Annotated in this window: 9 protein-coding genes and 1 pseudogene; 4 read left to right on the forward strand and 6 right to left on the reverse strand. The window is 41.7% G+C overall.

Going from position 1 to position 12755, the window contains the following annotated elements:
- Nucleotides 1-403: pseudogene (locus ACHSBP_RS16815) on the reverse strand (hypothetical protein); the annotation flags it as partial.
- A 354-nt stretch (nucleotides 404-757) separates the two neighbouring features.
- Nucleotides 758-1684 carry an AEC family transporter gene (locus ACHSBP_RS16820; RefSeq protein ID WP_010558198.1) on the reverse strand — a complete coding sequence of 309 codons (927 nt, stop codon included), beginning with the start codon at nucleotides 1682-1684 and terminating at the stop codon, nucleotides 758-760.
- A gap of 148 nt (nucleotides 1685-1832) precedes the next feature.
- Between ACHSBP_RS16820 and ACHSBP_RS16825 the strand changes: the two genes are divergently transcribed.
- Nucleotides 1833-2057, forward strand: coding sequence for a hypothetical protein (locus ACHSBP_RS16825; protein ID WP_010558199.1), 225 nt, complete (start codon nucleotides 1833-1835; stop codon nucleotides 2055-2057).
- Nucleotides 2058-2109: 52 nt separating this feature from the next.
- Here ACHSBP_RS16825 and ACHSBP_RS16830 read toward each other — a convergent pair whose 3' ends face one another.
- The 3 genes from ACHSBP_RS16830 to ACHSBP_RS16840 all read right to left on the reverse strand — a co-directional run bounded on the left by ACHSBP_RS16830 (nucleotide 2110) and on the right by ACHSBP_RS16840 (nucleotide 7831).
- Nucleotides 2110-3168 carry an efflux RND transporter periplasmic adaptor subunit gene (locus ACHSBP_RS16830; RefSeq protein ID WP_010558200.1) on the reverse strand — a complete coding sequence of 353 codons (1059 nt, stop codon included), beginning with the start codon at nucleotides 3166-3168 and terminating at the stop codon, nucleotides 2110-2112.
- Between the two features lie 2 nt (nucleotides 3169-3170).
- Complete coding sequence (locus ACHSBP_RS16835) at nucleotides 3171-6266, reverse strand: efflux RND transporter permease subunit (protein ID WP_395389694.1); 3096 nt, start codon at nucleotides 6264-6266, stop codon at nucleotides 3171-3173.
- Nucleotides 6267-6544: 278 nt separating this feature from the next.
- Nucleotides 6545-7831: an HD domain-containing phosphohydrolase gene (locus ACHSBP_RS16840; RefSeq protein WP_395389695.1), complete on the reverse strand. Its 1287-nt coding sequence runs from the start codon at nucleotides 7829-7831 to the stop codon at nucleotides 6545-6547.
- Nucleotides 7832-7946: 115 nt separating this feature from the next.
- Here ACHSBP_RS16840 and ACHSBP_RS16845 point away from each other — a divergent pair, with 115 nt between their 5' ends.
- The 3 genes from ACHSBP_RS16845 to ACHSBP_RS16855 all read left to right on the forward strand — a co-directional run bounded on the left by ACHSBP_RS16845 (nucleotide 7947) and on the right by ACHSBP_RS16855 (nucleotide 10385).
- Complete coding sequence (locus ACHSBP_RS16845) at nucleotides 7947-8495, forward strand: heme NO-binding domain-containing protein (RefSeq protein WP_395389696.1); 549 nt, start codon at nucleotides 7947-7949, stop codon at nucleotides 8493-8495.
- Nucleotides 8485-9993, forward strand: a complete 1509-nt coding sequence (locus ACHSBP_RS16850; RefSeq protein WP_395389697.1) for an ATP-binding protein — start codon at nucleotides 8485-8487, stop codon at nucleotides 9991-9993. Before ACHSBP_RS16845 ends, ACHSBP_RS16850 begins: the two co-directional genes overlap by 11 nt.
- Before the next feature lie 179 nt (nucleotides 9994-10172).
- Nucleotides 10173-10385 carry a hypothetical protein gene (locus tag ACHSBP_RS16855; RefSeq protein WP_054980830.1) on the forward strand — a complete coding sequence of 71 codons (213 nt, stop codon included), beginning with the start codon at nucleotides 10173-10175 and terminating at the stop codon, nucleotides 10383-10385.
- 257 nt (nucleotides 10386-10642) lie between these two features.
- Here ACHSBP_RS16855 and ACHSBP_RS16860 read toward each other — a convergent pair whose 3' ends face one another.
- Nucleotides 10643-12646, reverse strand: a complete 2004-nt coding sequence (locus ACHSBP_RS16860; protein ID WP_395389698.1) for an ATP-binding protein — start codon at nucleotides 12644-12646, stop codon at nucleotides 10643-10645.
- Nucleotides 12647-12755: the final 109 nt, after the last annotated feature.

Consider the following 12755-nt stretch of genomic DNA (forward strand, 5'->3'; position numbering starts at 1 on the left):
TACACTTGCGAAACAACACTGGCTGAGCAAACGAACCAGGCTCCCACGAATCAACATTTTGTACTTCGTTGATAATACCGTCGCTTAAATCCATGTGATCGCACGAAGCGCGCTCTTCGTCGAAAAATCGAGAAATAAAAATAGCGTCTTGCAAACCAAAATAACCAGGCACAGTCGCCTCAATTTGGTATCCGCGTTTTAGAAATGGCAATACTTGTGCGTCTTTTACTTTGGCGATTATCTTGCTGTAACCGCCTTCTTTAGCAAAGCTTTCTACTTCATTGTGAAAGGTGTTTGGCACTTCAATTGTTGCATCGGTAATGTAAACACGGTCATTTAATTTTCCGAAACGGATAGTGTTACCTGTTAGAGTGGTTTCACTATCAAATTGCGTCGCTTGCATGATTTATATCCTTGCTGTTAATTCGTATAAAAATATTATTCAATCTGTGCGTTATTAAAATTTAATCTAAAAGGCACTGTATATTTAGAGTTGATAGCAATATAAATATCGTTTCATAGACGGGGCTGATTCAATAAAGTCAAGTTATTAGAACGATTAATTGTTCTACACAAAACAAACCACTTCAAAAATAATTAGAATTCTAATTAATATAACATTAGTTAGAGCACTAATCAATTAACTGAGCATTTGTCAAACAGCAGATTGCAGCCACGCACGATAAGGCGCATGCCAAATCGTGGTTTAGTAAAGATAAAATGAGTAGAAATGTAAAAGCGGGAGTGTAGTTGGCAGCTAACTAAACAAGTGGGTTTGCAAGACATAAATCCATAGCGGAATAGTTACAACACTCATTAATGTGCTGAGTACCACGGTTCCTGCAACTAAGCTTTGCCCACTGTTTTGCTGACAAGCGACGATATATGCATTTACGCCAGTTGGGCATGCTGTTAGCACAACCAAAATTAACGTTATTTCATCACTCAGCTGAAAACCCAAGCGCGCTACTAACAACACCACCAAAGGTAATAAAATCAGTTTAATAATTGTGGCACTGATAATTTGTTGGTAATTACCAGCCAAGCGGTATTGATACAGATTGGCACCCAAAATAAATAGCGCAAGCGCTAACGCCCCTTGGGTAATTAAATGTAAGGTACTTGCGATAAAACCAGGCACATCAACACCCAGCATATTCACCATTAACCCACTGTAGATCCCGACTAATAATGGATTTTTTAGCAACCCCTCACAAAAGCGCCTAAATTGAAACGAATTACCCGTCGCAAAACTCGAAAAAATACTGGTCGCGCCAAATAAAACAGCACTATGAAAACTGATGATTAAAAACACCAGCGCCGCAACGGACGGCGACAACACACTGATTAACACTGGCAAGCCAACAATAATGGTATTTGAATACGTACTGCCTAGCGCAAATACAGCGCTACCAGTAGACTGCATCTTGAAAAGTCGCGGTGCAAGCAAAGTCGTTATTATAAAGGTCGATATAACAACGGCATAAAACGTTAAAAACACTGAATACGAAACAATCCCCGATAAATCGGCTTGCGCGATATTAATAAATAGAAATAAAGGAAACAGCAAACTAAAGGTAATTTTACTGAGATCACCAATGGTTTGGGTAGACACATAATGGCTGCGAAGCGCAACATAACCAAGCAAGGCCACTATGACTAACGGAAAAAGAGATGAAAACATGGATTTAGTCATGCGATAAAAAGTGCCGAGACTGTAATCAATTAAGTGCAAAACAGCAACCGTTTGGCGCGCCTTAGCTGTACAAATTTTACACAAACAACAGGGCAAACTATAGTTAAAGTATGCAGGATTTTTGCAGGAGTTCGTTATGTTTGAACGCAGACATCACACACCCAGCTTTAATGAGCACATGAGTTTACTGAGTGATGAACAACGGATCGCGATGTATGATCTCTATAACTTTGGCTATGATTTGGCGTTTGTACGTACTACAGCGCAAGGCAAACTTGCGGTACTAACCCAAGGCGAAAGCTTTGCAACAATTGACCAATTTGGCGATGTTGCTGTTAATCCAGAGATCAATATCAGATAAAAAAGCGCGCGACCAAGTAACTTGGTCGCGCGCTTTTTCTAAACTAATTCTTCTAACGTACTGCAAATAAATGTTCAGATGGTTTAACACGTACTTTTGCACCTTCTTTTAGCATTTCACTACCGCGTATTGCCACTTTTTCACCTAGCGCAAGTTCACCTTTCACTTCAATAAAGTCATTGAAACCGCTGCCGGGGACTACCGTCACTTGTTTTACGGTTAAGTCATCGGTTACTACATTCACGTATACTTTGTCTTGGCGTAAAATTAACGCATCGCGATGAACCGTTAACGCATTATGCTTAGCGCTACTTGCAAGGCTCACTCTTACCGCACTGCCAATAGGTAAAGATTGCTCAGTTAACGACGCGCGTACTTCCATAGTGCGGCTTAATTCGTCCCCTACAGGTACCAAAGCACGTAGTGTTGAACTAAAACGCATATCTTTATTGGCAATTAACACACTATCACCCACTTTATTAAATTGCGTATGGGATAGCGGTGCATTTGCACGTACTTCCAAGTTATCTAAACTCACTAACCGTACAGCGGGTGAGTTTGTTTGGCTAAATTCTCCCACTTGCTTGTAGCGCTCAACAATGGTGCCATCAAAGGGTGCGATTAACTTTGTTTTATCAAGTTGCAACACAATGCGCTGTAAACTGATCTTTGCCTGTTCAAGCTCTTGCATTGCCATCATTAACTCCGCTTCTTTTGCTTCGAGGGCATCTAACGATGCGTTTTTTCCTAATTTTTCAATACGCGTAAGTTGGCGTTCAAGCAAGCTAACACGCGTGCTAAAGCTTTTTATGCTGGCACTGGCTTGCTGTTTTTCTAGCTGTAAAAACGCATCGTCCAGCAGTAAAATCGTGTCGCCTTTTTTAAAGCGCTCACCAACTTCTGCAATGCGCTTTACAACGCCCGAAACTTCAGTGGTTAAGCGCGAATCAAAACGACTCACCACAGTACCTGGCACCCACATTTGTTCAGCGATTTCTGCTTGCTCTACATCACTTAGAGCAACCAAAGGATCTGGGCGTTCATTGGCTGTTGCAAAACAACTAAGTAATGTCAGCACAGCACATACAATTGTCGAAATAACGTATCTCATAACTAATTCCCTTCCAGTTGCGTTTGAGTAGAAGTAACAGGGGTTGGTTGAACACTTTTACGCGTTGAAAATTGTTTTAGTAATGCCGGGAGCAGTACCAAAGTAAATAAGGTTGAAAACACCATGCCACCAACAATTACCGCTGCAAGACCGCGATAAATAATACTGCCTTCACCTGGCATAATAAGTAGCGGCAACATGCCAAAAATACTGGTTAATGTACTCATAAAAATAGGGCGTAAGCGCAGTTTAAGTGCCTGTTCGACAGCCATTTCGCGGCTTAACCCTTCGCGCTCACCTTGGCGAGTTTGGTCGACTAATAAAATCGCATTATTTACAACCAATCCAAGTAAAATAATAAAGCCAATCATGGTTAACAAATCGAGCGGCTGAAATTGAACAAGGTTCATTAACTGCAATGCCACAACACCGCCAACGGTTGCCAGTGGTATGGATAGCGTTACCATTAAGCTGTCTTTTAACGATTTAAAAAGACCGGCCATCAGAATAAAAAGTAGCCCTAGCGCCAAAATAAAATTTTGCCCCATAGTTTTAATCGATTGCTTTAAGCTGTCGGCACTGCCGCCATAATTAATCGAACCATCGGCAGGCATAAGCGCCTGAATTTGTGGTTCAATCTCAGTTTCAATGATAGCCATTGCTTGCTGTAACGACATACCCTCAGGTGGGTTCACATTAACTGTAATAGTTCTACGACGGTCAATTCGCTGAATACGTGATGGACCAACCGTTCGCGTTACATCAACTAACTCACCTAACTGCACTACAGTGCCGCTTGGCGTAGTAATCGGCATTGCCGACAATTCTTCAGGGTTTTGCCATCCTTCAGCTTTAAAAATCATATCAAGACGTTTATTACCATCGAAATATTCGCCAACATATAGGCCTGTGCCCATTGCTCGGGTAAGTTGTGCTAAATCACGGCGATTAAAGCCAACTTCCATCATGCGGCGGTCATTTGGCAATAAGCGTAGTTCTGGCTCTGCATCTTGGGTGCCGGGGTTAATATTAATGTTACTGTCTTCAAAACGTGCTTGTAAGATTTCACGTGTTTTATCGGCCACATCAGCCATAGCGCGCGTGTCGCGGCTTTGTAAATGAATTTGAATGCTGCGGCCTGAGCCTAGGCCGCCAAATAAATTACCTTGCTGCGAGAACACGCGGGTATCTGGTAAATCAACCAAAATTTCTTCACGCATTACGCGTTCAAGTTCTTTCACTTGTGATTGATCTTTAGCGCGCACGCCTAAGTTTGCGTTGCCAGGAAATGATAAAATATAGTAATTTTTAAGCGCTGGTTGTTTCGTGCCATCCATATAGGGCTGTAAACGCTCAACCAAAGGCTTAATATACTCGCGCTCAACAAATTCTTGGTTTGAGCCCGTTGGTAAACGCACAAATGCATCGACTGCGTCACGTTTTACGGGTGGTAAGTAGTCAAGCGGGGGTAACAACCACACAGTCAAGGCAACTGGTGCCGCCATCAAGGTGAAAATCACCGCAAGGCGTTTTTTACCTGAGTTAGTCAACACCGTAATTTTGCGCGTGATTGTTTGCCAAAGGCCCTCTAATCTATCTTCTTCAACTGTTTGGTTTAGCCACATTTTCGCAGCCACAGGTAAAATAGTCAGAGCCACCAGCAAGGAGATAAATACTGCAATGGCGATGGTCAGCGCTAAGTCCGCAAAAAATTGCCCTGCCACATCGCGTAAAAATATCACCGGAATAAAAATCGCAATGGTCGTGGCAGTAGAGGCCTTTAACGCCCCCGACACCAACTGTGTGCCTTTCGCAGCTGCTTTATCAGCACGCAAGCCCTGGGTTTTCAGCCTAACAATATTTTCAAGCACCACAATTGCCGCATCAAGCACCATGCCTGTGGCAAATGCCAATCCAGCAAGTGAAATCACGTTAAGCGAACGGCCTGTGATATTCAACACAATAAAGGTGGTCATAATTGAAATAGGTATCGCCATTGCCACAATTAAGGTCGCGCGGCGCTGGCGTAAGAACCACCAAAGTACACCAACAGCAAGCAGGATCCCAAGCACTAAGTTGCTCGAGACAAGGTTAATTGCACGATAAATAAATACTGAGGCATCAAACGATTGGTGCATTGTCAGTTGTTGTGGTTCAAGCACTTGGCTGCGAATTTTGTCGACCTCAGCTTTAACACGCTCAAGCGTTGCTAACACATTGGCGCCACTTTCACGGTCTATGCGCACCGACATTGCCGGATTACCATTTTGCACCGCACTACCATTGTCTGAATCGCGAGTGACTTTGATCTCGGCAATATCACTAAGTTTAATTGGTTTGCCGTCACGCCATTCCAGTACCAAATTGCCGAGCTGAGTAGGGTCGAAACGACCAGCAAAGCGCAGCGTATAACGGCGGCGACCAATATCAGCGTACCCACCCGATGCATCATTTGCTGAACCTATTAAATTGCTTACCCGTGTTAAATTAATGCCAAGTTCTGCTGCGCGGTAAGCATCAAATTCGATTTGTAATTGCTCACGCGAGTTACCCGTTTGCAATTGAACGCGAGCAACCCCGGGAATACTCTCTAACCGAGGGCGAATGGTGTCATCAAAAAATGTTGCATATTCGCTGATCGGTTTTTCATTGCCCGGCAATGCTTGTAAGAAAAAATAGGTCAGTGCCGGTGCCCCACCATTAAAGCCACCGAGACTTATCACCGGTGGATTTACATCGCGTGGTAATGGCGGTACACGGTTCATACGGCTGATCACTTCGATCAGGGTTTTATCCATGTCGGTATCAAGCGTAAAAGTAAGATTAATAAACGATGACCCTGAATTTGCAAAGGTGCGTAAACTGGTGAGCCCTGGTAGCCCCTGCAGTACGTCTTCTTGAGGTTCTAAGATTTCTGATTCCATTTCGGCTGGTGACGCCTGTCGCCAGCTAGTGAAAATAGTAATTTGAGGTCGTTCAATATCTGGAAAGAGTTGAATAGGCAGTTTAGTAAAGCTCACTACCCCTAACACCAAGCACAGGGTTACAAAAATTGCCACCCCCGCCGGATTTTTTAAAGCCCGAGTTGTAATGTTCATTGCGTTCCCTATTTTATTTTTTCGCAAACAACGTGCTTGACTATAGTTAGAAATTAGTCGCAAGAAAGTGGGAAATAGTTTAACCCTCAAAGAAACAAGACGGGCTGCAAAATAGGCTTTTTAGGTAAGTAAGTGTGTTTTTGGTCACATTTTGACACACCAAGTTACTCAATTGTTAACCATAAGAAATTTAAATGTATCACATTAGGTAAACTAACAAGTAATTGCGATAAAGCGCTCTTTTAAGCGCTTTATCATCAACATATTTCGCAACAAGATCAGTGAACGAATACGTTAAAGATATAACGCCATTCTTTTTCGTAGGATTTTAACTTCTCGATAAGTGTTGGGGTAATTTCAGTGCCTTGTGTTAATACCACTGCACCTTGTTTATTAAGTAAGTCTTGGCTCAAATGCATGCCCGGTTCCAACATATTGACACCGAGGCATAGATCAATATTGTGCTGTTCGAGTAATGTATCACTGCTCAATAGTTTGATATACGCATTAACAATTTCGGGATCAAAGTACGTCTTACTTTCTTGTTTCAAGTAATCAATAGCTTGCTGCTGTGAAAGTTTTTGTTCACTAATTCGCCCGAGCACCAACTTATCAAATTCATTTACTACGGTTAGAATGCGCGACGCAATCGGAATATTGGTGCCAATTAAATGATCTGGTACCCCGCTGCCATCAAAGCGCTCGTACTGATGCTTTACCGCCGTGCCAATCGCTTTTAAATGCGGTACCGTTTGCAATATTTCAGCGCCTTTCACTGCATGGGTTTGTTTTTCTACCAGTTCTGCCCGAGATAATTCATTTTCAATACTTTTTGCTAGCGTATCTGACAGCGAGACCTTACCAATCTCATGCATCAAGCCTGCAAGGTACACTTGCGTAACCTGGTTTTTCTCAAGTCCCATGGCTGCTGCGAGCGTACGACAGTGACTGGCAACACGTTTTACGTGGCCTTCACCGCCTCCGGTTGTGTCTTCAATGATCAAGTTGATCATTTCGATGACATCATAAAACAAGCTACGTTGACGATTGTTGGCTGATTTTAACTTATCGTTGAGTTTTGATAGTGATTGTGTGCGCGCTTGCACTTTGCTTTCAAGATCTTGGTTTTGTTTACGTAGTAATTCGTTTTTAAGTTGCAACTCATTTTCCAAACGCATTACTGATTGCTTCAATTGAAACTGCTCAGATGCTTGCAATACCACATTTTTAAGCTCGTCGTTGCTCCATGGCTTACTCACGTAATTATTAATTTTACCTTGGTTTATCGCCATCGCAGTAGAATCGATATCTGAATAACCGGTCAATAAAATGCGAGGGGTGTCGGGGCAAACGTCAAACGCCTTAGAAAGCAGCTCAGCACCACTCATTTTAGGCATTTTCATATCTGAAATAATCACGCTATAGGTAGATTCAGATAACTGTTGTGCTGCAGCTTCAGGATCACTAAATGACTCAACCTCAAAGTCTTTTCTGAATAGCCTTTTCAGTGCATTAAGCACTTCCATTTCATCATCGACGATCATTAATTTTAACTTATCTGTCATAGTAATCCTCGAACGAAGCCAATACGCTATTTACTCTAAAAACATTGCCTTAACTAAAAAGTGACACTATTTTTTAAATAGATCAACCTGATTATGTGTAAAAAAGGAAGCGGTTATGAAAGGCGCGATATTTAATGCATTACAAGAATTTGTTGAGCAAGGGCACGGATACCAAGTTTGGGACGACGCACTCAGTAATAATACTCTGCCCTCGCACGGTATTTACACGTCCACAAAGCAATATGATGACAGCGAATTATTTACGATAGTAGGCTACTTATCTGAGCGCTTAGAGGTGCCAATTCCTGACTTAGTACGTGCTTTTGGCGTTTTTTTATTTCCATTATTGATGCCGCAAGCGCCACAAGAAGCGCAAAGTGCGCCATCGTTACGTGCATTTTTAATGATGGTAGACGAACTCATTCACGTTGAAGTTAAAAAGCTTTATAAAGACGCGCAACTACCCGAATTTAGCTACGACGATCATATCGATGACAAACTAACCATGATTTATCAATCACCACGCAAATTATGTTTTTTATCAGAAGGCTTAATTTTAGGCGCGGCACAACATTTTGGTGAAACCGTAAGCCTTTCTCAACCGGTGTGTATGCATCAAGGTGGCGAGCACTGCGAGATAGAAGTCGTTTTCAATGGAAAATAATGAAACACTTGCCAAATTGGCAGCGCTAGAACGTATTTTAGCCCGCGAGCGCTTGGCGCGAAAAGAAGCGGAAAAACAGTTGGAAGATTACACCCGTGAGATCTACCAGCAGGAAGAGGCGGTTAACCAAACGCAACAAGAAGTGGCAACCCAACAAGGACAGCTTGAATTTCTAACGGGCTTATTAGCAGAAACTTGGCGCCAACCTAGCTTAAATAAAATTGTCGCAAATTACCTTGAGCGCACCAATAACTTTATGACTAACGCCCATAATCTATTTGTCGAAATACACGCAGATTTGTCATATCACCAATTTCAGTACTACTACCAAAGCACAAAACAGCATGCTTCCTCGTTGCCCGATTCTTATAAGCAAGTATTGCGTCAATTTAAGCGTGATGAACTGTATCAGCAAGTAAGTAGTGAGTCCGAATCACAAATTTTTGAAATTGAAAGTATTAGTAATAGCCCCAGCGAGCGATTTAGCGATTGCGTTTTAGTGCCCTTGTACAGCTTAGATTTGCCCTCGGGTAAAGGCGTGGGTATTGCCATCTTATTGTATGAATCACAAGACGATATCAATATCGTTAAGCTGCAAACATTAGAATCATCGCGCAGTATGTTATCAGTTGCAATTGAGCGTAAACGCGCAGAAGAAGCGCTACAAGAACGTCTTGTTGACCTTGAAACCAGTAACAGAATGTTGGAACAAACACAGCAACAACTAGTGCAACAAGAAAAATTAGCGTCACTTGGTCAGCTTGCAGCGGGCGTTGCACACGAGATAAATAACCCTGTTGGCTTTGTATTAAGTAACCTAGATACAATGCGTGAGTACTTTTCTGATTTTGCAGAAATTATAGCGCCACTTAACGCAGACAACATATCTGAACAGGAAAAAGTTGTTGCGATGCAAGCCAAGTGGCAGTCATTAGATGGGGATTTCTTGTTTGATGACAGCCAAGAAATATTAACGTCGTCAGTGCAGGGACTTGAGCGCGTTAAAGACATAGTGTCAGATCTTAGCACCTTCTCACGCATGGATAACGACGAGCTTGATAGTATCGACCTAAATGTAGTGATTGAGAAATCATTAAACGTGGTCAGTAACGAGTTCAAATATCACCATGAAGTAATAAAACACCTACTACCTGAAGCAAATATTCTTGGCAATGCCGGTAAATTGCAGCAAGTGTTTATTAACTTGTTTGTTAACGCAAAACACGCCATGCCAAATGGCGGCGCACTGACCATTAGCTGTGAGAAAGACCGTAATAAAATTATTGTGCGGGTGAAAGATCAGGGGCATGGGATTGAAAAAGACCATCTCGCCGATATTTTTACGCCATTTTTTACCACTAAAGCGCCCGGAGAAGGTACCGGCTTAGGCCTCGCTATCTCTTATGGCATTTTGCAACAACACAATGCCAAAGTGAAAGTACATAGTGAAGTTGGCGTAGGTACTGAATTTGAAATTGCGTTTTATGAATCAATTTGAGTCAATGTTTATATTACGCGCTAAGGCATACGACTTATTTCACGCCAAACCACTTCGCATTTTGCAACGCAATTTTCATCAACAACCCAGATGGTATTAACTTTCGCATAAATTTCAATATATTAAATTTGGTTTGTATCTTGCTGTAATGTTAGTGAGCAAACATTTGGAGAAACATTATGCGAAACGGTAACCAACCATTCTCAATTGACCAAAAGCTGCAAGCGATGAGACCTTATATTGACCTCGAGTTGTTTAATCGCTCAATTGATTATCGCCGCAAAGTGATTTTTAGCTTTAAAGAGCAAGAACGCGCTCTGCAACAACTGAAAGACGAATTTGCTGAGCCAAGCGTACGTGAAGATTATGACTGTGTTCTTGGGTACAACTAATGTTGGCAACTTGACTCGGTTGGTCCCCTGTTTCAAAACGTCCAACCGAGCTTTTTAACTAACCTGTACTTTGGTTCAAAAGTTAACTAAACACCTGAAATATATAAGCTATGTTAATTGATACCTGCTAGCTTGATAGTTTTTCACAGTAACAAGGCAAATTTGTGCGTCTATAGCACCTATTGCAAACAAATTTAACGTTTTAATAAGTACAAGTAGCTGTCAAAAAGTAAATTATTATCTCAAACTCAGCGTAACTATGAAAACAAGGCTTTGATCTTCTCATCGAGCAATGCACTATTAAGTGGCTTTGTTAGCACATCTTGCATACCCGCATTTAAACATTTGGTTTTATCAGCAAGGCCTGCATTGGCGGTTAGTGCAATAATAGGCGGCGCTAATTCGCCAAGCTCAGTGCGAATTGTTCGCGCAGCAGTAACCCCATCCATTATGGGCATTACCATATCCATTAAAACTAAATCAAAGCGGGATTTTTTCACTGCCGCAACAGCACTTTCACCATTATCAGCAAGTACAACCATATGATTTCGCTTTTCCAAAATCGCTTTAATTATAAACTGGTTTGCGGGGTTATCTTCTGCCACCAAAATGCGATAACTGGGAATGCTATTTTCAATTTCCGCGTCTTTCACATGTCCATCAGCGGTGATTAGTGGGATCAGTGGAATAGTGACAACAAACTCGGTGCCAACACCAATTTCACTAGCGCATTCAATTTTACCTTCCATTAACTCCAACAAACGCTTGGTAATGCTGAGCCCCAGCCCAACACCTTGTTGCCTGCCTACCTGTTTATCATGCAATTGTGAAAATGGCTCAAATAGGGTTTGAATATGCGCTTCATCAATACCTACCCCAGTATCTTTAACTGTGATAAACAGTTCAGTATCACTGCGGTTTACCAACAAACTTACCTCGCCTTCTAAGGTAAACTTAAATGCATTACCGAGTAAGTTAAGCAAAACCTGCGACAAGCGCACACCATCAGTATTAATCTGCTCCGGCACGCCACCACCTAAAATAGCGTTAAAATGAATGCCTTTTTTAACTGCCTGAGTTTCAAATTGTTGGACTAAATTTTTAATCAGCTTATGCAAATTAATATTGCTATTCTCAAGGGCTAAGGTGCCTGATTCAATTTTGGCAAAATCTAAGGTATCGCTGATCACCCCTTGCAACAACTTGGCGCTATCACGCATAAAATCGATTAACTCAAGCTGTTTTTCATTCGGCTGAGTATCTTCTAACAACTCTAAAATGCCTAAAATAGCATTCATTGGGGTACGAATTTCATGAGACATCACGGCTAAAAAGTGTGATTTTGCTTTATTGGCGCTCTCGGCTTTTTCTTTTGCAAGTTTTAGATCATATTCACGCTGCTTAGCAAAGCTAATGTCTTTTGCAATGCCTAAATATCCTGCAAAGCTGTTGTCTGCGTTAAACTTCGCTTTGCCGCTAATTGATATCCAAACACGATGCCCCTGATTATCAATCGCTTCAAACTCGAATTCGTGAATTTCACTGTGCTGCCTTACAAGGTGCAGAAAATGCTCCCACTTTTTAAATTGCGTGCTTTCACTGTCACTACGAATGTTTATTGGGCTTTTGTGTAAAAAGTGTGAAAAGTTAGTCGGTTTTTTTTGTTCCACGAACGACAAATAAGTGAAACACATACTTTCATCTGTTTCCCAAAACCAATCTGATGCAAGCTCTGCGTAGGCTTGAAAGCGTTGCTGGCTTTGCGTTAACGCATATGTACGGTCTAGTAACATTTGTGACATTTGATGCTGCTGATCAAGTTGTAAAAATGCTTGACGAAACAAAGTATCGACCGCACTCAACGCATTTTCGATTTGCCCAATATCAACGTCGCCCTTAACAAACAAAACAAAAACGCCTTTTCGTTCTGCAAAGTTATTAGCCACAAAAATAACGGTTTCGTGGCAGTGGCTAGGTAATATCCAATCACCCGGAAGCTGACAAATATTAGCGGCGTAAATGTTACGCTCGAATACCGTGTTAACAAAAGAAGAGTCAAGCAAGCACACGCCGCTTAATGGTTCAAATGTGCTGGTTAACGCGCATAACTCGTTTGCATCTTGGGTAAGCACCAAAATATCACCAATTTCAGCGATTGGCCTTAAACCTAGTTGTAGTTTCAATAATAGTTCAGCCGCGTTTTTACTACTTAATAGGTCGTTAACCACTCGCAGTATGGCGCTCGCATTTAGTCTTTCCATGACACCTCTTAAAAACAAATTAATTTGCTTAGTGTTATTCAGTTTAGCGAAAGTACCTGCATGCTGCATTGCAAAATGCAAATTAAGTCACTTTTTTGCCCATTTTTTG

The organism is Pseudoalteromonas sp. XMcav1-K (assembly GCF_044005875.1).
GTDB classification, from domain to species: Bacteria; Pseudomonadota; Gammaproteobacteria; order Enterobacterales; family Alteromonadaceae; genus Pseudoalteromonas; species Pseudoalteromonas spongiae.